This window comes from Siminovitchia acidinfaciens, assembly GCF_003605385.1.
GTDB lineage: Bacteria > Bacillota > Bacilli > Bacillales > Bacillaceae_C > Siminovitchia > Siminovitchia acidinfaciens.
In genome coordinates, this window is record NZ_QYTV02000009.1 from 111,789 (window position 1) to 134,744 (window position 22,956).

Annotated in this window: 24 protein-coding genes and 1 tRNA gene; 15 read left to right on the top strand and 10 right to left on the bottom strand. The window is 42.1% G+C overall.

Annotated features, from left to right (window positions below; all coding sequences use genetic code 11):
- Positions 1-36: 36 nt before the first annotated feature.
- A tRNA-Arg gene (locus D4T97_RS16735) sits at positions 37-109 on the bottom strand.
- A 344-nt stretch (positions 110-453) separates the two neighbouring features.
- Here D4T97_RS16735 and D4T97_RS16740 point away from each other — a divergent pair.
- Together D4T97_RS16740 and D4T97_RS16745 are read left to right on the top strand one after the other, a co-directional pair.
- Positions 454-666 (top strand): hypothetical protein, encoded by a 213-nt coding sequence (locus tag D4T97_RS16740; protein ID WP_126051911.1) that lies wholly within the window; start codon positions 454-456, stop codon positions 664-666.
- A gap of 138 nt (positions 667-804) precedes the next feature.
- Positions 805-2,001: an iron-containing alcohol dehydrogenase gene (locus tag D4T97_RS16745; RefSeq protein ID WP_126051912.1), complete on the top strand. Its 1,197-nt coding sequence runs from the start codon at positions 805-807 to the stop codon at positions 1,999-2,001.
- Positions 2,002-2,181: 180 nt separating this feature from the next.
- On the opposite strand, the gene D4T97_RS16750 is transcribed toward D4T97_RS16745, so the two are convergent.
- The gene (locus D4T97_RS16750) at positions 2,182-2,757 is read right to left on the bottom strand and encodes a beta-class carbonic anhydrase (RefSeq protein WP_126051913.1); all 576 of its coding nucleotides are present in this window, start codon (positions 2,755-2,757) and stop codon (positions 2,182-2,184) included.
- A gap of 395 nt (positions 2,758-3,152) precedes the next feature.
- Between D4T97_RS16750 and D4T97_RS16760 the strand changes: the two genes are divergently transcribed.
- From D4T97_RS16760 to D4T97_RS16780, 5 genes are all read left to right on the top strand, one after another.
- Positions 3,153-3,371: an immunoglobulin-like domain-containing protein gene (locus tag D4T97_RS16760; RefSeq protein ID WP_126051915.1), complete on the top strand. Its 219-nt coding sequence runs from the start codon at positions 3,153-3,155 to the stop codon at positions 3,369-3,371.
- Positions 3,372-3,570: 199 nt separating this feature from the next.
- The gene (queF, locus tag D4T97_RS16765; RefSeq protein WP_126051916.1) at positions 3,571-4,068 is read left to right on the top strand and encodes a preQ(1) synthase; all 498 of its coding nucleotides are present in this window, start codon (positions 3,571-3,573) and stop codon (positions 4,066-4,068) included.
- A gap of 12 nt (positions 4,069-4,080) precedes the next feature.
- Positions 4,081-4,719 carry a queuosine precursor transporter gene (locus tag D4T97_RS16770; RefSeq protein ID WP_126051917.1) on the top strand — a complete coding sequence of 213 codons (639 nt, stop codon included), beginning with the start codon at positions 4,081-4,083 and terminating at the stop codon, positions 4,717-4,719.
- A 112-nt stretch (positions 4,720-4,831) separates the two neighbouring features.
- The gene (locus tag D4T97_RS16775) at positions 4,832-5,368 is read left to right on the top strand and encodes an NfeD family protein (protein WP_126051918.1); all 537 of its coding nucleotides are present in this window, start codon (positions 4,832-4,834) and stop codon (positions 5,366-5,368) included.
- A 108-nt stretch (positions 5,369-5,476) separates the two neighbouring features.
- Positions 5,477-7,024 carry a flotillin family protein gene (locus tag D4T97_RS16780; RefSeq protein WP_126051919.1) on the top strand — a complete coding sequence of 516 codons (1,548 nt, stop codon included), beginning with the start codon at positions 5,477-5,479 and terminating at the stop codon, positions 7,022-7,024.
- A gap of 312 nt (positions 7,025-7,336) precedes the next feature.
- Here the strand turns inward: D4T97_RS16780 and mreBH are convergent, their stop codons facing one another.
- Together mreBH and D4T97_RS16790 are read right to left on the bottom strand one after the other, a co-directional pair.
- A complete protein-coding gene (gene mreBH, locus D4T97_RS16785; RefSeq protein WP_126051920.1) occupies positions 7,337-8,341 on the bottom strand; it encodes a rod-share determining protein MreBH in 1,005 nt (334 codons plus the stop codon).
- A 234-nt stretch (positions 8,342-8,575) separates the two neighbouring features.
- Entirely contained in the window at positions 8,576-9,091 is a 516-nt protein-coding gene (locus D4T97_RS16790; protein WP_126051921.1) for an acyl-CoA thioesterase, read from the bottom strand.
- A 204-nt stretch (positions 9,092-9,295) separates the two neighbouring features.
- Here D4T97_RS16790 and D4T97_RS16795 point away from each other — a divergent pair, with 204 nt between their 5' ends.
- Positions 9,296-9,532, top strand: a complete 237-nt coding sequence (locus D4T97_RS16795) for a hypothetical protein (protein WP_126051922.1) — start codon at positions 9,296-9,298, stop codon at positions 9,530-9,532.
- A gap of 297 nt (positions 9,533-9,829) precedes the next feature.
- On the opposite strand, the gene D4T97_RS16800 is transcribed toward D4T97_RS16795, so the two are convergent.
- Positions 9,830-11,062 carry an aminopeptidase gene (locus D4T97_RS16800; protein WP_126051923.1) on the bottom strand — a complete coding sequence of 411 codons (1,233 nt, stop codon included), beginning with the start codon at positions 11,060-11,062 and terminating at the stop codon, positions 9,830-9,832.
- Positions 11,063-11,130: 68 nt separating this feature from the next.
- Complete coding sequence (locus tag D4T97_RS16805) at positions 11,131-11,571, bottom strand: Rrf2 family transcriptional regulator (protein ID WP_126051924.1); 441 nt, start codon at positions 11,569-11,571, stop codon at positions 11,131-11,133.
- Between the two features lie 235 nt (positions 11,572-11,806).
- Here D4T97_RS16805 and hmpA point away from each other — a divergent pair, with 235 nt between their 5' ends.
- Positions 11,807-13,027: an NO-inducible flavohemoprotein gene (gene hmpA / locus D4T97_RS16810; protein WP_126051925.1), complete on the top strand. Its 1,221-nt coding sequence runs from the start codon at positions 11,807-11,809 to the stop codon at positions 13,025-13,027.
- A gap of 384 nt (positions 13,028-13,411) precedes the next feature.
- On the opposite strand, the gene D4T97_RS16815 is transcribed toward hmpA, so the two are convergent.
- A complete protein-coding gene (locus D4T97_RS16815; protein ID WP_126051926.1) occupies positions 13,412-14,359 on the bottom strand; it encodes a metal ABC transporter substrate-binding protein in 948 nt (315 codons plus the stop codon).
- A gap of 296 nt (positions 14,360-14,655) precedes the next feature.
- Between D4T97_RS16815 and D4T97_RS16820 the strand changes: the two genes are divergently transcribed.
- The 3 genes from D4T97_RS16820 (at position 14,656) to motB (ending at position 16,828) form a co-directional block, all read left to right on the top strand.
- Complete coding sequence (locus D4T97_RS16820) at positions 14,656-15,033, top strand: DnaJ family domain-containing protein (RefSeq protein WP_126051927.1); 378 nt, start codon at positions 14,656-14,658, stop codon at positions 15,031-15,033.
- Between the two features lie 243 nt (positions 15,034-15,276).
- Entirely contained in the window at positions 15,277-16,077 is an 801-nt protein-coding gene (motA, locus tag D4T97_RS16825) for a flagellar motor stator protein MotA (RefSeq protein WP_126051928.1), read from the top strand.
- Entirely contained in the window at positions 16,064-16,828 is a 765-nt protein-coding gene (motB, locus tag D4T97_RS16830; RefSeq protein WP_126051929.1) for a flagellar motor protein MotB, read from the top strand. The genes motA and motB overlap by 14 nt, the downstream gene beginning before the upstream one ends.
- A 456-nt stretch (positions 16,829-17,284) precedes the next feature.
- Here motB and D4T97_RS16835 read toward each other — a convergent pair whose 3' ends face one another.
- The 3 genes from D4T97_RS16835 to D4T97_RS16845 all read right to left on the bottom strand — a co-directional run bounded on the left by D4T97_RS16835 (position 17,285) and on the right by D4T97_RS16845 (position 20,257).
- The gene (locus D4T97_RS16835; protein ID WP_126051965.1) at positions 17,285-18,457 is read right to left on the bottom strand and encodes a pyridoxal phosphate-dependent aminotransferase; all 1,173 of its coding nucleotides are present in this window, start codon (positions 18,455-18,457) and stop codon (positions 17,285-17,287) included.
- A 109-nt stretch (positions 18,458-18,566) separates the two neighbouring features.
- A complete protein-coding gene (locus tag D4T97_RS16840; protein ID WP_126051930.1) occupies positions 18,567-18,791 on the bottom strand; it encodes a DUF1128 domain-containing protein in 225 nt (74 codons plus the stop codon).
- Positions 18,792-18,895: 104 nt separating this feature from the next.
- Positions 18,896-20,257 (bottom strand): alanine/glycine:cation symporter family protein, encoded by a 1,362-nt coding sequence (locus D4T97_RS16845; RefSeq protein ID WP_126051931.1) that lies wholly within the window; start codon positions 20,255-20,257, stop codon positions 18,896-18,898.
- Between the two features lie 171 nt (positions 20,258-20,428).
- On the opposite strand from D4T97_RS16845, the gene D4T97_RS16850 reads away from it, so the two are divergent.
- From D4T97_RS16850 to cax, 3 genes are all read left to right on the top strand, one after another.
- On the top strand, positions 20,429-21,280 hold the full coding sequence (locus tag D4T97_RS16850; RefSeq protein ID WP_164525618.1) for a YihY/virulence factor BrkB family protein: 852 nt from the start codon (positions 20,429-20,431) through the stop codon (positions 21,278-21,280).
- A gap of 156 nt (positions 21,281-21,436) precedes the next feature.
- Positions 21,437-21,823 (top strand): OsmC family protein, encoded by a 387-nt coding sequence (locus tag D4T97_RS16855; RefSeq protein WP_126051933.1) that lies wholly within the window; start codon positions 21,437-21,439, stop codon positions 21,821-21,823.
- Positions 21,824-21,855: 32 nt separating this feature from the next.
- Positions 21,856-22,923, top strand: coding sequence for a calcium/proton exchanger (cax, locus tag D4T97_RS16860; protein ID WP_126051934.1), 1,068 nt, complete (start codon positions 21,856-21,858; stop codon positions 22,921-22,923).
- Positions 22,924-22,956 lie beyond the last annotated feature (33 nt).

Sequence of the window (22,956 nt, forward strand, 5' to 3'; positions counted from 1 at the left end):
CCTCTCAAACCCTTGCTATTTTTGATTATATATGTACGGCCCCGGCAGGAATCGAACCTGCGACGCACGGTTTAGGAAACCGACGCTCTATCCTCTGAGCTACGGAGCCACGTCTATATGAGAAAAAGCACATTGTTTATTATAATACAAAATTCTATTGTTTTAAAGTACAAATTTTGATAAAGAGCTGTCTCGGATTTTGAGGAATATTTGATTTCGATCGCCGTGCACGCAAATGATTCAATCTGAACATGGAGTTCGGTTTAGGAAACCGACGCTCTATTCTTCTTGCTATGGAACCACCCCCTTGGAGAAATTGGTAAGGTAAAAAACATACACAGGAATAAAATCCTCTTTTATACCAGATTGATTGTCTAATCAACTCTCTTTTTTTCAATATGTTATTAGCAAAGGTCGGCTGACTTTTAATAAGATTTGAAGGAGTGATAGAAGTTGATGCACTTTGAAGAAGATTTCGTTCTTGGAGCGGAAGAAAGACGCCGGGAAAGAGAGCGGCGTGCTAGGTTCGTCTGTTTTTGTAGGGAAGTTGCTGGTGTACGTGAGGAAGAACGCCGCCGCCGTGAAGAATGCGAATGCGATTGCAGGTGTGGCCGCAACCGTGTCCGCGGTGAGAGGGAAGAAGACTGCGACGGTTGGGACTGGTAGTCCGGGATAAACTTTAGTGCTCGGTGTTACCGGGCCTTTCTCAGTTACATTTTGTATCATGACTTATCGGAACTTTAAGCTATGTTGGTGTTTATTTCGAAATTTTCGTACAATAGAGTAAAGGGGAGGGAATAAAAATTGAACTCATTTTCGATTTTTAGAACACCACCAACGATTACATATGGACAGAATTCTTTTAAGAAGGTTGGAAAAGATGCTGCGTTAAAAGGTAAAAATGCCCTTATCATTTCGGATAAGGTTATGGAAAAGCTTGGTAATGTGAAGCAGTGCGTCACCTTTTTGGAAAAACATGGAGTGAGCAGTAGCGTTTACCTCGGAGTGGAGACAGAACCTACAGACGAATTTGTGGTAGCAGCGTTGGATATCTTTAAGGAAAACGAATGTGATCTGATCATTTCTTTAGGTGGAGGAAGCTGCCTTGATACGGCAAAAGCTGTTTCCGTTCTTGCCTCAAACGGTGGCAGCATCGACGAATATGTAAGCGAAAAAAGAATGGCTAAGGAACCGCCGATTCCACACATAGCAATTCCGACCACAGCGGGGACTGGCTCTGAGGCGACGGATGTAACAGTTATTACCAATACATCAAACCAAGTTAAAATGATGATCAAACAGCCGGCCTTCATGCCGGCAACAGCAATTGTCGATCCTGTTTTGAGTATATCCTCTCCAAGATATGTAACAGCAGCAACCGGAATAGATGCATTGTGCCATGCAATCGAGGCTTATCTTTCAAAAAGGGCTCATCCAATGACAGATACGCTCGCATTATCCGCGATGCGTTTAATTGTAAATAATATCCGGAATGCCTATACCGATGGCAGTAATATAGATGCAAGAGAAAAAATGTCGCTGGGCTCTCTGCAAGCGGGTATGGCTTTTTCCAACGCATCTGTTTGTCTCGTCCATGGGATGTCGAGGCCGATTGGTGCATTGTTCCATGTGCCGCATGGATATTCCAATGCCATGCTTTTGCCGGCGGTATTGGAGTTCAGCAAGGAAGCTTGTATAGAAAGGTTTGCAGACTTAGGAAGAATTTTCACATCAGAAAAGGATTTATCGGACAAAGAAGCTGCAGACATTGCGGTAGAATCTGTTAAAAAATTATGTAATGACTTGGAGATCCCTAATTTTCAGGAGTGGGGCATTGATGAACAAGAATTTAAATTTGCGGTTGAAAAGATGTCCAAGGATGCCATCGACAGCGGGAGTCCTGCCAACAATCCGAAAGTACCCACAATGCAGGAGCTGGAAGAGCTTTACCTGCGCTGTTTTGACTACCAATTTTCCGAAAAAATAGACGCATTAAAATAAAATGGAACGAACCCGGCCGGCTTTGCTGGCTCGGGTTCGTTCCAACCCACGTATAATCGTTCCAACCCACGTATAATCGTTCCAACCCACGTATAATCGTTCCAACCCACGTATAATCGTTCCAACCCACGTATAATCACAATCCGCCAAAAACGGAGCATTTTTAACGGGGGATCCCCCTTACTTCACCGGCTTCGTTTCGTAACCATTGACGACCAGATCCAGTTTCCCAGTCCCCGGATCGATGACCAGTCCGTGAACAGGGACCTCATTTGCCATCAACGGGTGGTTCCGGATCATGTTGACACTGTGTTCAACGCTTTCCTCCACGCTGTCAAAGCCGGTCAGCCATTCATCCAAATCTATTCCGGAGTTATTGATGATGTTCAGGGTTTCTTCACTGATTCCGCGCTCCTGCATTTTTCCTAGGACCTGTTCGCTTTCTATGGCACTCATTCCGCAGTCGTGATGTCCAATGACATACACTTCATCGGCTTTCAGTTCATATACAGCAATCAGCAGGCTCCGCATGATACTCCCGAATGGATGGGTAAGTATCGCCCCCGCGTTTTTTACCACCTTGACGTCTCCGTTTTTCATGTTCATTGCTTTATGCAAAAGCTCGACCAAACGGGTATCCATGCATGTGAGGATGACAAGTTTCTTATCGGGAAATTTTGTTGTTGTATAAGCTTCATACATTTTTTCTTCTGTAAAAGTTTTATTGAAATCAAGAATTTCAGTTAAAAGGGACATTGTTACAATTCCTCCAATCGAAGTTTTCTTCGCTTTTTTATTTTATCGAAGTTCAAGTGAAAAAAACAGCTTGATGCACATCAATTCATGCTTCCTCCATTGATAAATGAATTTGAAGGGGAAGCAGGATTAGGAATATTGTAATGATGCTAATACTTTAGCTGCTGTTGTTGCTTTTCTCTGCATGCGACCGGCAGGATGCCAGTCCGAATTTACCAGAGCCATCACCATTTCAGGCTCTTGCCGACACAAACAGTGGTGTCACTTTGGGTTTGGAACAACAGGAATATCATGCCCCAGTTCAAATGATGAATATGAAAATTGAGAATGCAAGCGTTCATCTTTTCTCCTACGGAAATTTTTTACGTTTATAAAAATGCGAAAGGTGCCTGGTTATGGTCATGTATTCCGACAGGGTCTTCTATGATTTTCCAACCTTCAAAGACATTGGCCTCATTTTAAAAGAAGGAAGCACGGAACAAATACTTCCAATAGAAAAATTGGGAATTACGCTGGGACCAGGCACCTACCGTATTGTGAAAAGTTTTGCAAACGATGAAAACAAAGAAATATTGACTGCTGTCCCCTTTAAAGTCAAAAAAAACGCCAGTTGACCTTTACTCTTGTCCTCAAGTATGATGGGATATGTAAATCAATATAAATGCCCGGATGGGGAGAGGTTCATAGCGTTTAACCCTCTATAAAAAACTATGGCTAAAAAATTACTGCCATATCCACGTGATATGGCTTTTTTACATGCCAGTTTTTTTGAACCTCCCTCCGCAATCCGGCGAACTTTGGGAGGTTTTTTTAATGGCTGGAAGAAATGAAAATACACTGAAAGATTTATCGCTGTTAGGGAATCAAAACACAAAATACCTTTTCGAATATTCACCTCAGGTGCTGGAGTCGATAGATAACTTGCATTCGAACAGGGATTACTTCATCAAGTTCAACTGCCCTGAGTTTACGTCCCTATGTCCGCAGACGAATCAGCCGGACTTCGCGACAATGTATATCAGTTATATTCCCGATAAAAAAATCGTTGAAAGTAAGTCGCTGAAGCTTTATCTGTTCAGCTTCCGTAACCATGGCGATTTTCATGAAGACTGCGTAAACATCATTATGAACGACCTGATTGAATTGCTCGATCCTAGATATATTGAAGTGTGGGGGAAGTTCACTCCAAGAGGCGGCCTGTCCATCGATCCTTACTGCAATTATGGAAAACCCGGGACGAAGTTCGAACAAATGGCTGAGAACCGTCTGATGAACCACGATATGTATCCGGAAAAAGTGGATAACCGCTAGGAGAGGACGAAAATGCTGTATTATTTAAATGGAGCGTTCGTCGGCTTGTTAATACTTTCTAACATACTCGCAGTGAAACTAATCAGCTTCGGAAATTGGGTTGTATTGCCAGCTGCGGTCATCATCTATGTTTTTACCTATCCAATTACGGACACGATTACAGAAGTGTACGGAAAAAATGCTGCTAGGAAAACTGTCATGGCCGGGCTGGTTACGCAGATGCTCGCAATTTTGTTTATCTATATCACTATTAAACTTCCGCCGGCTCCTTTTTATGAAAATCAGGCTGAATTCGAAACGATATTTTCAGCCGGATTCCGTGTCACATTGGCAAGCCTGCTGTCTTTCCTTATCAGCCAAAACCTTGATGTGACGGTGTTCAATCGTTTGAAAAAGAAACACGGAGAAAAGAAGTTGTGGATTCGGAATAACGCATCGACCATGGTGAGCCAGCTTGTTGATACAACAATTTTTATCGCCATCGCTTTTTATGGGACAATGCCTACTAGCGCATTGTTTGCCCTGATTTTAACTCAATATTCCTTTAAGTTTGTAGTTGCGATTTTGGATACGCCCCTCGTTTATTTACTCGTGCGCCTATGCCGAAAGGATACTGCCAAAAATACAATGCAGAATGCGGCCCAAGGTTAAATCTAAAAAAATGAAACTAAATACTTATTAAAACGTAATAATATTATCGCGATATATATAGAGAAAAGGTGGGGTATATAAAAGAATTACATAAAATTTTGAAAAGGGATGGATGGCCGTGACTCTTTTTGGTACATCAATTGAAACCATCTATTTGATCTTGTTGATTGTCTCTGGAAGTTTGACGATTTTATATCTTTTCTTTGGAGATGTTCTGGAGGGGATCGGGGAAGCGGCCGGATTTTTAAATCCGATTCTCATTTTGGCCTCTATAACTTTTTTCTCCGCAGGTGGATATATTCTTGAAGTGGTAACCACCATGAATAGTTTTCTGATCATGGGGATCGCTGCGCTTGCCGCGCTAATGCTCGACATTATTCTTAACGTATTCGTACTTGTTCCCATGTCTTCGGCGGAACAGTCATTGAGCTATACGGAGAAATCTTTAGAGGGTAGAATCGGTAAGGTGATTCTGACCATACCCGAGGAAGGTTTTGGGGAAGTGGTAATTGAAAGTTACAGCGGGATGATTTCTAAGCCTGCAGCCAGCTTCGAAAACAATGCGGTACCGGAAGGAACTGAAATACTCGTGATCGAAGTGAAAGATGGTGTATTGCTAGTGGTGCCATACAAGAAGAATTTTACTTAACGCGGAATTTCAAAAGATCACCAACTGATAAGCGGCTAATCTCTTCGTTGGCCTGATTCTGTGCTGCTTATGTATTTGACACAAATTTTAAGAGGGGGGAAATGATAGATGCCTTTTGGTGTAATGATTGTATTATTAATAGTTGTTTTTATTCTTATTGCCCTTATTGCTGTGTTTATCACCAAATATAGAACGGCAGGACCGGATGAAGCATTGATTGTGACAGGAAGCTATCTTGGAGGAAAAAATGTTCATGTGGATGATGCCGGGAATAAAATAAAAATCATCCGTGGCGGCGGTGCCTTCGTACTTCCGGTTTTCCAACAGGCGCAGCCTCTCAGCTTACTGTCAAGCAAGCTTGAAGTCACTACCCCTGAAGTTTATACGGAACAAGGTGTTCCGGTTATGGCAGACGGAACCGCCATCATTAAAATCGGTGGATCCATTGGCGAAATTGCAACAGCTGCTGAACAGTTTTTAGGAAAAACGAAAGAAGAAAGAGAGAATGAAGCGAAGGAAGTATTGGAAGGTCATCTTCGTTCAATCCTTGGTTCCATGACAGTAGAAGAAATCTATAAAAACCGGGATAAATTTTCTCAAGAGGTGCAGCGTGTCGCATCACAGGACTTGGCGAAAATGGGTCTTGTCATAGTATCTTTTACAATTAAAGAAGTTCGTGATAAGAATGGCTATCTGGATTCACTTGGGAAGCCGCGGATTGCACAGGTAAAGCGCGATGCCGATATAGCAACGGCGGATGCAGAAAAAGAAACGCGGATCAAGCGGGCAGAAGCTGCGAAAGAAGCAAAAAAAGCGGAGCTTGAACGTGCGACGGAAATAGCAGAGGCTGAAAAGGTCAACCAGCTGAAAATGGCGGAATACCGCCGCGAGCAGGATATTGCGCGGGCGAGTGCCGACCAAGCATACGATCTTGAAACAGCGCGTGCCAAACAGGAAGTAACCGAACATGAGATGCAAATTAAGATCATTGAACGTCAAAAGCAAATTGAGCTTGAAGAGAAAGAGATTCTGCGCCGTGAGCGTCAATACGATTCTGAAGTGAAGAAGAAAGCTGACGCCGACCGTTATGCTGTTGAGCAGGCGGCGAGTGCGGATAAAGCAAAGCAGATGGCTGAAGCAGACGCCCATCAATACCGTGTGGAAGCTACTGCAAAAGCGGAAGCTGAGCGCATTCGTCTTGATGGTGTGGCAAAAGCAGATGCAGAGCGAGCGCAAGGGGAGTCTGAAGCGGAAGTTATTCGCTTGAAAGGAATAGCGGAAGCTGAAGCGAAACGCAAAGTGGCGGAAGCGTTCGAACAGTTTGGCCAGGCAGCTGTATTGGATATGGTCTTGAAGATGCTTCCTGAATATGCGAAGCAAGTGGCAGCGCCTCTTGGCAATATCGATAAAATTACTGTTGTTGACACTGGCGGCCAGGGAGAAGGAGGAGCCAATAAAGTGACAGGTTATGCTACCAACTTGATGGCGACGATGCAGGAGTCTCTGAAAGCCTCATCCGGTATCGATGTGAGAGAGCTTTTGGAAAACTTGTCCGGAAAAGGAAATGTGCGCGGAAGCATCGATGCATTGACTGAGGAAGTGCGTGCTTCAAGAGCACAAGAAGACATCGAAATGGAAGAAGAGACAATAAAATAATAAAAAATAGGCCGCCTAGAAAATCTGTGAAAATGATTTTCCTGGCGGCTTTATTTGCATTTTATACGAAAACCAATTGGTGAAAGAAGCAAGGGACCATTTTGCTGAGAAATTCTGCTAGCGACTATCAAACCCTCATCAGTGTTATCAGGGATGACTTGGAAAAAACACTGTCATCTTTTTCGAAGGCGTTGATTATAATCACTCAATAGTGTCACATTTGAGTGAGTCCCCAGATAATCCGAGGTAAGGAATAGGATTCTGGTTCCCACTCAATTGGTAGATAGTTTGTTTGTTTATTCTTTCAACCTATTACTTCACTGTCTGTAACTGATTAATAAATTTAAGGGCCCGTCCTGTACCTACTGCCACCGACTCCAGTGGGTTCGGTGCAATATGGACAGGAACGATGATTTCATCGCTCAGCCATTCCTGCATACCGTTAAGAAGCGCACCGCCTCCTGATAAGACAACACCGTGGTCAACGATATCGCCGCTCAGTTCAGCAGGGCAATTTTCCAATGTAGCTCGGATTGCTTCCAAAATATGAAGCAATGACTCTTTCAATGATTCCTGGATTTCAAATGAACTTAACTGGATAGTTTTAGGAAGGCCTGTTACAAGGTCACGACCGCGGATATCCATTTTTTGCTCAGTATGTTTAACCAAAGCATACCCGATTTCTATTTTGATATTTTCGGCCGTCCGCTCTCCGATCAATAAGTTGTATGTTTTTCTTACGTATTGAATGATATTATCATTCAATAGGTCCCCGCCAATACGGACAGTATTGCAATTGACAACCCCGCCATAGGAAATGATAGCTACTTCCGTTGTGCCCCCGCCGATATCAACTATAACGTTAGCAACAGGCTCTTCAACTGGAAGGTCTGCCCCTATCGCTGCGGCAACAGGTTCTTCAATCAGATGTACATTTTTTGCACCACATGATTTGACGGCATCGTGGATGGCTCGCCGTTCAACAGATGTAGCTCCTGATGGGGTGCAAACAACCACATCAGGTTTACGAATGGCAAAGCCCAACGTTTTTCCCGCTTTTTTCATGACATGCTTCAGCATTTGGCTGGTTATGTCAAAGTCAGCAATGACGCCATCTTGAAGCGGGCGGACTGCAGTAATGTTGGCAGGTGTTTTACCGATCATTTCTTTTGCTTCCGCTCCAATAGCAATTACTTGTTTTGTATCTGTATTAACCGCCACCACGGAAGGTTCATTCAATATAATACCTTTATTTTTTGTATAAACAAGAACATTTGCTGTTCCAAGATCAATTCCGATTTCAGTAGTTGAAAACATATGTACCACCTTGCCTTTACTTGTAATATCCTCATCTAAGTATAATCAATTTATAGGGATATTTCTTGCTGTAATTAGCAGGTGGAATAAATTGTTACAGACAATAAGAGTCAAAAGGTGACACGAACGTTGATAATTCAAGGAATTTATTCTATCTTCGACAGAGGCTGTTATATAAATTTAACCTTCCTGTAAAAATATCGCGATAATGTAATCATCCATTATATTCCTGTATTATAAGGTTATATTTGAGAAGAAATCTGCTAATTGCTTGCTTTCTGTTTTCCTTTTTTGTCGTTGTGCCGCCCGAGATTTAGCCGTTTTATTCAGCCAGCGCTCTTCTTCTGACTCGGGTACTGCCTTTGGGACGGGGGTTGGGCGGCCGTCTTCATCCAAGGCGACAAAAGTAAGGAACGAAAAAGCAGCAATTGACTTTTCGCCTGTTATTAAATGTTCAGATAACACTTTTACAAATACTTCCATAGAAGTTCTGCCACTCCAGGTGACCATTGCTTCCATAGTTACAGCATCGCCGATCCGGATTGGTTTAATAAAATCAACGGAATCTGTTGATACCGTAACGACAGGTTTGCGAGAGAACCTGGCGGCAGCTATTGATGCAACATCATCCACATCAGACATTAATTTTCCCCCGAATAAATTCCCGTGATGATTCGTATCCGGAGGCGACACATGACTCGTTTTAACAGTCAGTGATTCCTTCATTTTTTTGCTTTGCTGTTGTTCCAATATATTCACCTCAATGATGTTTAACTGCTACTCATTATATCACTGGAAGATGGTGGTAAAACTAATTCATCAAAAAAATTAAAAGTTCGTGTTTATTATTTATATAAAAGGGTATAGATGAATATGCTTTTCCATTTTTTTTACTCTTGGCGTCTCTGGTCACCTCGTATTTTGGAATATTTTATATAAAGGGGAGATGTCGTAATGGATAAGCTGTCAAAAAGAGTCATGTACAATCCCGATGGTTCTTCTGTGACGAAGAGGTGGAACAATTCTGTGGTTGTCAAAGGGAATCAAGATTCAATTATTGAGGCAAACCAACTCGCTTCATGGAGCGCAGGCGGAAGAAATTCAATGGACACTCAAATAATGGACGAGCTTGAGGATCGTTATTTGGATGAAGTAGGATATAGCTGGGAAACTGAAATAGACTATTATTAAATGAAAGAGGTTTGGCATAAGTGCCAAACCTCTTATTTTATGAATTTATTATCGAGTCTGTATATCGATGGGCAGGCGTTTCCGCTTTTCCTCTGTCCAGCTCCAACGCCTATCGACTAGCAGACTTCGCGCCTCCTCCTACGATAAGTCAACATCGGCTCCGACGGACAGGACGTCCTAGTGCCACCGAAGCCACAGGATGTGGCGGTCTGAGGCGGCCTTCGTCGCCGTGTTTCCTTTATCTCGTCAGGAGTCGTCCAGTCTGTACGTCGCTAAGCGTCGCTCTCCACTTTTCTATCAAAACGCCCAATCACCGTTCCTGAATACCGGCTCGCTTTCGCCGGATTCCAGGATTCCGTCGATATCCATTTTATCGGAGCCAATCATGAAGTCTACGTGGGTGATGCTTGTGTTCAGCCCGTTCTTTTCCAATTCATCCTGGCTCATGTTTTTTCCACCTTCCAGACAAAAGGCATAAGCGCTTCCGATTGCGATATGGTTGGAAGCATTTTCGTCAAATAATGTGTTATAAAATAGTATGTTTGATTGGGAAATTGGCGAGTTGAAAGGAACAAGCGCTATTTCCCCGAGATAATGGGATCCTTCGTCCGTGTCGACTAGCCCCTTTAAAATCTCTTCTCCTTCTTCTGCCTTTACATTCACAATCTTGCCTTTTTCGAATGTCAGTGTAAATCCATCGATAATATTTCCGCCATAGCTCAGCGGCTTCGTATTGGTAACAGTGCCGTCTACACCATATTTATAAGGTACTGTAAAAACCTCTTCAGTAGGCATGTTGGCCATGAACTCATCGCCTTGTTCGTTGATGCTTCCCGCACCAACCCATAGATGGCCTTTCGGAAGCTCAATCGTCAAGTCGGTGCCAGGTGCTTTATAATGAAGCTTTTTATAGCGCCTTTCATTTAAGTAATCGACTTTTTCGTGCAGGTTTTGGTCATGCTTCTTCCAGGCTTGGATCGGATCAGCGAGGTCTGTCCGCGTTGCCTTGAAGATTGCATCCCAAAGCATTGCCACCCGTTTTTCGGAAGGAGCATCCGGAAAGACCTTTTTTGCCCAGTCTTCCGAAGGAGCAGCAATTACAGTCCAGCTGACTTTATCGGATTGAATGTATTGGCGGTATTTATTCAACGCTTTTCCCGCTGCTTTTTGAAAATTGCCAATCCGGTTTGGGTCGACTCCTTTTAATAAATCGGGACCGGAGGACACGACAGACATGAAAGCTGCGCCGCTTTCCGCCAACTCTTCCATTTCTTTTGCGCGCCAATGCGGATAGTCATTAAAAGTTTCATCAGGTGCCATATCATATTTCAGGCGGGTCACAATGTCATCATTCCAATTGACAACGACATTTTTTGCTCCAGCTTCATATGCCTTTTTCACGATAAGCCTGATGAATTCTGCATTATCGATCGTTGCATTGATGGCAAGTGTCTGGCCGCTTTGAATATTCACACCGACCTTTACGGCAAGCTCTGCATACCTTTCAAGTTTTTCCTGGAAATCAGCCATATACATTCTCCTTTGTAAAAAGTAGTTTTTTATATTTTAGCAGGATAGGAAGATAAATCCAAAGGAAGCTATTGATCCATTCCAAGAAGAGTACGATAATCAAACGGTGACTTCACGATATCAGCCAACGTATATTCATCCAGAACTGCCAAATAGGCAAAAAGGGCACGATTGAGCACATGCTTTAAGCCGCAGACAGGGGAAATGACACAATGTGAAGGACCTTCACTGAAACATTCCACTATATTGAAATCATCCTCTGTTTTCCGGACAACTTCCCCGATATTGATTTCCTCTGGAGCCAGTGCGAGTTTTATTCCACCGCCGCGCCCGCGGATCGTATGGATGACGCCCATTTTTCCAAGTTCATGGATCACCTTTGTCAAATGGTTCCTGGAGATGCCGTATGCCTCTGCAATCTCCGTAATATTTGCCAGTTCCTCCGGCTTTTTCAAGGCAAGGTATATTAAAACACGCAAAGAATAATCAGTGTAATTTGTTAGTCTCATTATTTACATCACCAACTTTAATCATATCATTTTAGGACTCCAAAAGGCATTTTCAGTGCTTTGATAGAGGGGAAGATAAAAGATATATTTTAAATGCATCTTTTGTGAACAAATTGCGTCGAGATTTTGTCAGCTTTTTTACACCACATGAAAAGGGATTGTGGCTGTTGCCTGAATCCATTAAAGTTGAATTAAAGATAGATTTAAAATACATCTTTTAAAAGGAGAATGCAAAATGGCTCTTTCACAAAAAACTATCGACATTATCAAATCAACAGTACCAGTATTGGAAGTTCACGGCGTTACAATCACATCCGTTTTTTACAAAAACATGTTCAACAACCATCCTGAATTACTTAATATTTTTAATCATGCGAACCAATCACAAGGTCGTCAGCAAACAGCTCTTGCAAACATGGTCTATGCAGCGGCCCAAAATATCGACAAATTGGAAAGTGTTCTCCCAGCAGTTGTACAGGTAGCGCATAAACACCGCGGTCTCGGTGTTAAACCGGAACATTATCCGATTGTAGGAAAGCACTTATTGGAAGCCATTAAAGAAGTGCTTGGTGATGCGGCGACAGAAGAAATCATCGATGCATGGGCGGAAGCATACGGCGTGATCGCACAAGTGTTCATCGATATTGAAGCAAACATGTATGAAACGGCCGGTGCTCAAGCTGGCGGCTGGAGTGATTTCAAGGAACTGGAAGTCGTCGATAAAGTGAAAGAGAGTGACGTCATTACTTCCTTTTACTTCAAAGCAAAAGACGGGCAGCCACTTCCAACATTTGAACCTGGTCAATATATAACAGTCAAAGTTAATATCCCTGGCGAAAAATACGCACTAAACCGTCAATACAGCTTATCTTGTGCACCAGGAAATGAATATTACAGAATTTCCGTTAAAAGAGAAGCAGATTACCAACCGAACGGAAAAGTTTCCAATTACCTGCATGATTATTTAAATGTGGGCGATACAATCGAAGCAAGTGCTCCGGCGGGAGACTTTACATTAAATATGGAAGAAACTGCACCAGTTGCCTTCATCAGCGGTGGGGTGGGACTTACACCAATGATGAGTATGCTTGAAACTTTGGTCAAAAATGATTCTGACCGCGATGTGACATTCATTCATTCAGCAAGGAACGAAGGGGTGCATGCCTTTGGTAAGGAAGCATGTGAATTGGCTGGCAAACTACAAAGAGGAAGCTGCTATTATGGATATCAAGAACCTGCAAATCCAGAAGGGGACCACAGCTTCACTGGCTATATCACAAAAGAATTTTTAGAAGACAAAATTTCAAAAGAGACAATCTGCTATGTATGCGGACCAGTGCCTTTCTTGAAAGCAGTTGTAACTATTCTGGGTGAACTCGGAGTGTCCGGTGAAAACATCCGTTATGAATTCTTTGGTCCAGCAATGGCATTGGAGACAGTGGAAGCTGCTGTTTAAAGAAAAGCGTTAGGCGCGCAGCCTTAGGCGACAAGCACAATGAGAATTTTGAGAGGGAGCTCTTCAGCCACCACAGGAAAGCAGCCTATTTCAATCACAACGTGAGAAACATCTCCGAAAATGTTTCATGTTGCTTTGCGACGAGCTGAACAAGGCCTCCTCTAATAAGCTATGGCGCAGCAGCACAATCTTCCTGAATAAGCCTCCTGGCAGCTTGTGATCTTGAGCTGATGGCGCCAGGGGCTAGACATATCATACTCTAATTTGAAAAGAAAGCTTACTTTCAAGATGATTTTGGCTAATCCGACTGATAAGCCAAAATCTTTCTAAATAAAAAAGAAAAGCCCAGGCGGCACATGATAATTGTGCTGCCTGGGTTCTTTGTTATTTAGACAATGCTTCTTTTAAGGTACCGATATTTTTGTCCATAATACTGAAGTAGTCCTCGTTGTTTTGTTTATCTTTCTCGGTGATATATTCAAGATTGTGTAAGGTGAGGGCTTTTGTCCCCGTTTCCTTTTGAATCGTATCCGCTACTTTTGTAGCCGGGTTTTGATTGTAAATAATATATTTGATATCATGCTCTTTTGCTCTTTCAATAATTGTTTGCAGCTGTTTTTGGGAAGGCTCATTATCCGTACTCAAGCCGGTAATGCTGATTTGTTCTATACCGTAGCGGTGCTCCCAATATCCGTAAGCAGCATGTGAGACCAGAATCTCCTTGCGATCGGCCGATTCAATCGTCGTGCGCAAATCGTTGTCAAGTTGTTGCAAGTTTGTTTTTAATTCCTGATAGTTTTTATCAAAGTCATCTTTGGCCGATGGCATCTGATCGCTTAGCGCATTCTTTATATTCTCTGCCATGATTATGGCGTTTTCCGGGTCAATCCAAATGTGGGGGTCTTTATCATGATGATGGTCGTCATCAGCGTGCTCTTCTTCAGCATGCTCCTCTTCACTGCTCAGTAATTGAACACCTTTGGAAGCCTCTATCTTTACCACTTTTTCATTTTTCAACGACTTCTCCATTTTACCAATGAATGATTCCAGTCCTGCTCCATTATAAATCAGTAAATCTGAGTCGGCGATGTCCATCATTGTTTTCATCGTGGGCTCATAAGTATGTGCATCTGCACCGACAGGATAGACACTTTTGACCTCTACATGCTCGCCGCCAATTTTTTTCGTGAAATCCTCGATGGGGAAGACGGTTGTGTATATCGACAATGCGTCTTTAGTCTTTCCCTTATCGGAAGCCGGGTTTTCATTGCAGCCAGTTAAAAGGAAGGCTGCAACAAGCAGTAGAGTAAAAATATAAATTCTTAACCTCATCCCTTCAATCCTTTCCATGAAATAAACAAATAAAATAATGTGGTAATTAAATCTTTTAAAGTCCAAATCGTAATCATTACTATTTGAATAATAATACAAAAAATAGAAGGGGGCAAGAGGGAATTTATAAACGATAAAATTCCGAATTCGACAATAGAGGAGCCCGGGATTTGAAAATCAAAGATACGCCAATATGTGGAAATTCTTTCTCAAATCTACTTAACAAGTTCTACGCACAAATTAATAACTCCTGTTAAAATAACAGACAATAACGATGAAATATAAGGAGGCATTTGATGGACAAGTTTTTTTACATCTCGGAGGATAAGATTCGCAAAGCCTATGAGGAAGGAGAGTTCGATAATCTTCCAGGACAAGGGAAGCCGCTGCCTCCCGATAAATTGAAAGGGATTCCGGACGATTTAAGGATGGCGTACAGAGTTATGCAAAACTCTGGGTTTACTCCGGAGGAGATGGATGCGAAAAAAGAATTGATGACTATTGAAGATCTGATTCGTCATTCAGAAGATAAATTGGAAGCTGAAGAGTTGAGAAGGCAGTTAAACGAAAAGTTATTGAAATATAATAGTATGCTCTCCAAAAAAAGAATAAAAACAAACTCTTCTGTTTTTAAACGCTATGAACATAAGATTGAGAAGAAGTTTTTTGACTAATTACGCTGTACTTTACCAAAATTAGGTTCTTCAGTATTCTTCCAGTTTGAAAAAAACATATTAATTCTATATAAATCCTCCTACATCAAAGGATTGGAAGAAATCTACAGGATAACCGGCCATTTTACTAAGATCATTGAATCCGACAGAACCATAAGAAAAACCTTCATTAATAACACTTAAAACATTGTTGCTTCTGCCGATATTATAGATAAGACATATTATTAGTATAGGGTGAAGCGAATGGATAAAACATCGTTGATTGGAGTTTTTCTTGGGGTCATTGCCATAGGGATGGGCATGGTTTTAAAAGGTGTTGATATAGCAGCATTGCTGAACCCTGCAGCGATTTTGGTCATTTTCGTGGGCACGGCTGCGAGTGTCATTATCGCATTTCCATCATCCGAGATTAAACGGGTGCCTAAGCTATTTGGAATTATTTTTAAAGAAAAAAAGATGCCGACACCAAAGGAATTGATCTTTCTATTTTCGGACATGGCTCAATTGGCAAGAAGAGAAGGACTGCTTGCGTTGGAAGCTGAAATGGAAAAAGTCGATGAACCATTCTTAAAGCAAGGTCTTTTAATGGCTGTCGACGGCCAGAGCGCAGATTACATACGGGAAGTTCTTCATGATGAAATTGATGCAATGGAAGAACGGCATGCGGCTGGGGCACAAATTTTTACACAGGCAGGCACTTATGCGCCGACATTAGGGGTGCTGGGAGCCGTGATAGGTTTGATTGCCGCATTGGCGAATATGGACAACACAGATGAACTGGGGGCTGCCATTTCAGCTGCATTTGTCGCAACGCTTTTTGGAATCTTTACTGGCTATGTTTTATGGCATCCATTTGCGAATAAATTAAAGCGGAAGTCACATGAAGAAGTAAGATTGAAGGAAATGATGGTAGATGGGATATTATCAATCCTGGAAGGGGAGGCACCGAGAATGATAGAGCAGAAACTGTCTTCCTACCTTCCGGAAGCCCAGCGCAAAGAATTGCAGAATGAAAGCGAAGTGGTATCCAATGTCCAGGCGTAGACGGAAGAAGGAACATGAAGAAGAACTTGGTGAATCCTGGCTTCTTCCATATGCTGACTTGATGACGTTGCTCCTTGCGCTTTTTATCGTACTATTCGCAGCCAGTTCAGTAGATGCGCAGAAGTTCCAGCAATTATCAAGGGTATTTAGCGGTATTTTCGTTGGTGGTGACGGTCCGGTGGAATTCGAGGAACCGTTGGAAATTGTAGAGCAGGTGGACGGAACCGATGAAATTGAAAATGATCCGATGGAACAGTTTACAGATGAGCTGGCAGACTTAAAGATCCTTGAAGCATTAAAGAAAAAGGTGGATAACTATATTCAGGAGAAAAATTATCAAGATAAGTTCTCCACCTCGTTAACTTCTGAGGGATTACTGATCACAATAAATGACAGCGTGCTTTTCAAATCAGGAAGCGCCGAGGTAAGGGAAGGGGACAAAAAAACGGCAAAAGAACTTGCGACATTACTTGAGATGGAATTGCCGAGAAGTGTAATTATTAGCGGTCATACCGACAATGTCCCAATAAAGAATTCCGAGTTTCAGTCCAACTGGGAATTAAGCGTAATGAGGGCGGTCAACTTCATGAAGGTGCTTCTGGAAGATGGAAAGCTGGATCAGCGGTTGTTCAGTGCAAAAGGATTTGGAGAATTTCAGCCCATCGCAGATAATAACACAGCAAAAGGCCGTGAAGCCAACCGAAGGGTAGAAGTCCTGATAGAGCCTTATATAGAGGATAAAAACAAATAGAGGTACAGCAACATATACGCTGTATCCTCTATTTGTTATTTTGATAAAATAATCCTATTTCTCGGAAATGAAAAAATACAAAAAAACAATTATACCACCTAAGTATTTATGCTTTAATATTATTGCAAAGGTTTATTTCTCGGGAAATAAAGTTGGGAAACCAAGGGTTGTTACTATATTTAAATAACAATTGAGCTTACTTGAAATGTTGACGCCTTAAATTTTTGTGAACGAGCATTGCTAGAAAAACTGATGTGTGCAGTTTTGGTTCAAACGATTAAAATAGCTTAAATGCCTGCTCGTGCCCTCTTCCCTGATCGGCAACGAATCAGCCAGTGTGACAAATCTCTGTTTCTCCGTTAAATCCGTCTACTCTCCAGTCAATTTTCTCGAAATGAATTGCGCTAAATACAAAAGCAGACGGAAAACGCCTCTTCCGTCTGCTTCAGATTTATTTTAAAATATTTCTAATTCCTTGATTCTAAGAGCCGCTTCTTTCAGGCGTTCTTCCGATGTCAGAAGCCCGACCCTGACATAACCTTCTCCATGTTCTCCAAACCCGATACCTGGTGCCACAGCAACTCGAGCTTTATCCAAGAGCAGGTCGCTAAAATCCAGGGAAGAGTAACCGGAAGGAACCTTTAGCCAAGCGAAAAACGAGCCTTTGGGCGATTTAACATCCCAGCCGATTTCCTGGAGGCTGGAAATGAATACATCTCTTCTTTTTTCATACATAGCACTGATTTCTGCCGCAGCTTCCTGCGGTCCTAAAAGAGCTTCTGCAGCTGCATCTTGCACTGCGCCAAACAGACTGACATATTGATGATCTTGCATCAGGTTGATGGCTTCAATCACGGATGCATTGCCCGCTGCAAATGCAATCCGCCAGCCCGCCATATTATATGTTTTTGAAAATGTGTAGATCTCTACGCCTGTTTCTTTTGCTCCTTCTAATTGAAGAAAGCTTGTGGGCTTTTTACCATCAAATCCTATTCCGCCATAAGCGAAATCATGAACGACACAGATTTCACGAGCTGAGGCATATTCAACTGTCTGGCGGAAAAAATCCTCATTGGCAACTGCTCCTGTAGGATTATTCGGATAATTAAGTATCATCATCTTTGCCTGATCTCCAATTTCCTTTGGTATGTCATTAAAAGAAGGAAGGAAATCGTTCTCCTCTTTGAGAGGCATCATTTCCATATGGACTTTTGCCAACGCGGCACCGGACCAATAATCCGGGTAACCTGGATCCGGAACAAGCATAATATCACCGGGATCTAAAAGACATTGGGGCAGTTCGACCAGCCCGGCCTTTCCTCCGAATAAAATAGCAATCTCTTTTTCCGGGTCAAGATGAACGCCGTATTCTTTTAAATAAAAGTCAGCCGCAGCTTGTTTCAACTCCGCCTTTCCGCGAAAGGGGGGATATTTATGATTGTCGGGGTGTTCCGCAGCCAACTTTAGACGCTCCACAATATGCTGTGGAGTTGGCTGATCAGGATTTCCTTGGCCAAGATTGATTACATCATGGCCTTCCGCTCTTACCTTGTTCACTTTTTGAACGAGTGAAGCGAAAAACTGTTTTGGTAAGCTTTTCAAGAGCCGAGACTGTTCGAACGTTTTCAACAATATCACCTTTTTCCAGGAACGTTAAGTTTCCTATTCTATTTATCCGTTTTCATTCATGTAAAGAACAGACAAAAGAAGACCCTTATATTGGGCCCTCTGTCGATCATTACGCTTTTCTAAGCCTGCCGATTTCTTCAGCCAAAGCCTGCATTTCACTTGGACTAAAATGCTCTTTTTTCATAACCATTTCATGAATATCACGTAAGTCTTCGTACATTTCATTGTTGATGCTTTCGGGCCTCATGGCACCAGTATTGACCATACGAAGCTTTTCTGTAATTTGCCCAAGCAAATATTCAATATTCTCGGGGGTGTTTTTTGATAAATCCACGGAGTTCATCCTCTCAAGGCTATATTTATGAATATAATGATTCCATGCAAGGGGTTGCTTGTCAATATAAAAAGCCCTCCCGTATATCAGGAAGGCAGCAATTCTTATGCAGTTTCTTTTTTAGCTTCAACTTTTTCTTCCTTGATCTTCTCCAAAGTTCTTTTCGTTTCATATATGACAACCCCTGATAGCCCCAAGAGACCGATCAGGTTCGGGATGGCCATGAGACCGTTCATGATGTCAGCAAATGTCCATACAATATCGAGAGTTGTGACTGCACCGACAAAGACCATGGCAACAAAAACGATTCGGTAATAAATGACGCTCTTAACACTGAACAGGTAGGAGAAACATTTTTCCCCGTAGTAGGACCAGCCTAAAATAGTTGAAGAAGCAAAGAATAATAGACCAAGAGCAACAATGATTGAGCCTGTATTTCCTAAGAATTGGGCAAAGGACGCAGATGTCAAGTCCCCTGCGGCTACTCCTTCATCATAGAGGCCTCCCATGACGATTGTAATTCCGGTAATAGAACATATCACTAATGTATCAATAAACACTTGTGTCATGGATACAAGCGCTTGTCTACCAGGCAAATCTGTTTTTGCTGCTGCTGCTGCAATTGGAGCAGAACCTAGTCCGGCTTCGTTTGAGAATATACCTCTGGCGACCCCGTAACGGATAACAGCACCAATGGCTCCCCCCGCAACGGCTTTCCCTGTAAATGCATCAGTAAAAATAAGTGCTACTGCCCCTGGGATCAGGTCAATGTTCAAAAATAATACGATAAGTCCGCCGATGATATAAAATGCGGCCATAAAAGGTACAAAGAATGCGGTAACTTTTCCGATGCTTTTAATACCACCGATGATTGAGAGACCAGCAAAGATGGCCAACGCCAAACCGGTAACCCATTCGTTGATATTGAAAGTAGTTTTTACAACAGTGGATACTGCGTTTGATTGAACCAGGTTTCCGATTCCGAAAGCCGCGATAGCTCCGAATACTGCAAACAGAACGCCAAGCCACTTTTGCTTAAGTCCGCGTTCAAGGTAATACATAGGACCGCCTGACATTTGGCCATTTGCATCAACAATTCTGTATTTGACGGCTAGCACGGCTTCGGCATATTTTGTTGCCATCCCGAAAAATGCTGATATCCACATCCAAAATACAGCTCCAGGTCCGCCCAATACGACGGCTGTGGCAACACCGACAATGTTACCTGTACCAACAGTTGCTGCAAGCGCTGTCATTAGTGCTTGGAAATGGGAAATGTCACCCTCAGAGCCTTTGTCCTGTTTGAAGCTGAATGCCAGTTTCAGAGAATATGGCAACATCCTTACTTGAAGAAAGCCAATTCTGATGGTCAAGTAAATCCCTGTTCCAATGAGCAGGATGATGAGCGGCAAACCCCATACTAAACCGCTTACATAATTAAGAAACTCTAGTACCTTATCAGACATATTCTCCCCCCATATATAATATTTGAATAATTTATATACCAATCTTCTGGGAAATGAGATAAATTGTCAAGGTCATTTTTACAATTGGTAAAATGTTTTGCAGGGACCAAGAAAGGTAATTATATAAAGCAATGGTTCAAGAATGCGGTCCAAGAGGTGTTGCAAATGGGAATGAAAAAAGTCAGGCTTAGAAAAAAGAGGAATAAAGTAATAGATTTCACAAAAGAGATGAGAAAAAGAATAAGCGATAATGATGTAACGGGATTTGCCGCCCAATTATCATATTTTTTTCTATTATCTCTATTCCCGATGCTGATCTTTTTATTTACCCTTCTACCTTATACTCCACTAACCCAGGAAGATATATTTCATTTGATCAAAGATTTTGCGCCGGAAGAAACTTATACAATGATTAAGAGAACCATATCTGGAATCATGGATAACCGCAGCAGCGGCCTGCTCTCTGTTGGATTTATTGCTACTCTATGGGCTGCTTCCAAGGGGATGAATGCCTTGATGAAGTCGTTGAATAGGGCTTATGACGTAGAGGAAAAACGCTCTTTCATCGTTAGCAGAGGCTTATCCATTGTACTTACAATAGCAATGATATTTGTTTTTATGCTAGCTTTGCTATTACCTGTATTTGGAAAACAACTTGGCTTGTTTATTTTCTCTTATTTGGGTCTGTCGGATCAGTTCTTGAAAATTTGGGGTGCCATACGATGGATTCTGTCGCCGGTTATTTTATTCTTGGTTTTTCTCGCTGTTTATTATTTGGCTCCGAATATAAGAATTCGGTGTGTAACCGCAATCCCAGGTTCAATATTTGCAAGTCTAGGTTGGATTGTTGTATCGCTTGGATTCTCTTTTTACGTATCCAACTTTGGAAATTATACAGCTATGTACGGAAGTATTGGAACAATCATTATTATGATGCTCTGGTTTTATTTTTCAGCCATTATTATTATGGTCGGGGGAGAAATCAACTCTTACTTTTCGGATAAACAAGGTAAGTGTGATTAAAGAATTAAGTGTAAAAATACCACCAGCTACGTCGAACAGGTTGTTCTGTGCAAGCGTAGTTTGTCGCCATGTTCTGTTTAATTATTATTGTTAAGGAAAAACTTGGTATAATCCCTTTGTACAAACAAAACCTAATGATTGAAGGGGGATATGGAATTGGAATTTAAAATGAAAGATGGCGGGTTTTTTTTGGAATTGCCATACGGAAGACTCGACATATCAGGAGATGAAGAATATGGATTTCGGCCGTATCAACTGCTGGTATCATCGTTAGCTGTTTGCAGCGGAGGTATACTGCGAAGCATATTGGAGAAAATGCGTTTAGATGTGCAAGATATTCAGATCACGGCAGATGCCGAAAGAAATAAAGAGATAGCCAACCGGGTTGAAAAGGTTTCCCTGCATTTCAAGATTATCGGGAGGGGCCTTCATGAGGACAAGATCAAAAAAGCAATGGATCTCACAAGAAAAAATTGTTCGATGGTTCAATCGGTTAAAGGCTCAATTGAAGTTGCTGAGACATTTGAAGTTATTGAAGGATAAGGGTCCATTCTAGTTAGGAGGGGCAGTAGATTATGGTAAACAAGATTTTTATCATTGCAATTGCAGTGGGATTGCCGCTGTCTGTGATTGGCTCAATGATGCATTGGCCGAGTGCAGCGATGTTCGGCATTTACTGTTTGACAATTATTGCGCTGGCAGGAGTTATGGGGAGAGCAACTGAGAGTCTTGCGATAGTGGCGGGGCCGAGAATCGGCGGGTTATTGAATGCCACCTTCGGAAATGCAGTTGAGTTGATTATCTCCATTTTTGCCTTGAAGGCTGGGCTGATCGGCGTAGTACTTGCATCATTGACAGGATCTGTTATCGGTAATCTTCTGCTTGTCGGTGGATTGTCCTTTTTCATAGGTGGTCTGAGATTCAAAAGGCAAATGTTTAGTGTCTATGATGCGCGTCATAATGTCGGATTGCTGATGTTTGCAGTCATCGTCGCTTTTATGATACCTGAATTATTCACCACTAACATGAGTGATGAAAGTACGATGGCTTTAAGTATCGGTATTTCTATCATTATGATTATCCTTTACATGGCTGCTCTATTTTTCAAACTCGTAACACACCGGGGTGTTTACCCTACAACAAAGCATGAGTCAGAAGGTGCGGTGGAAGAAGAGGAAGTACCGGAATGGTCCAAATGGAAAGCGATCATTATCCTAGCCCTTGCTACATTGGCTGTCGCCTTTGTATCAGAAAGGCTTGTTCACACATTTACGGCTGTTGGAGAGCAATTTGGATGGTCTGAATTATTTATCGGGGTCATCATCGTTGCTATAGTCGGAAACGCGGCAGAGCATGCCTCGGCCATCATTATGGCCTATAAAAACAAATTGGAAATCGCCGTGGAAATTGCCATTGGCTCCACGCTTCAGATTGCCATGTTCGTGGCGCCGATTCTAGTCTTGGCATCGTTATTTTTTCCAAAGAGGATGCCGCTTATTTTTACTGTTCCAGAATTAGTTTCGATGGCAACAGCAGTATTGCTTTCCATAGTCATTATCAATGACGGTGAGTCAAATTGGTTTGAGGGACTGACAATGCTTGCAGCTTACTTGATTATGGGAATAGGATTTTATTTGCTTTAATGGGGATAATCCTTCAGGTTTATGAAAAAATAA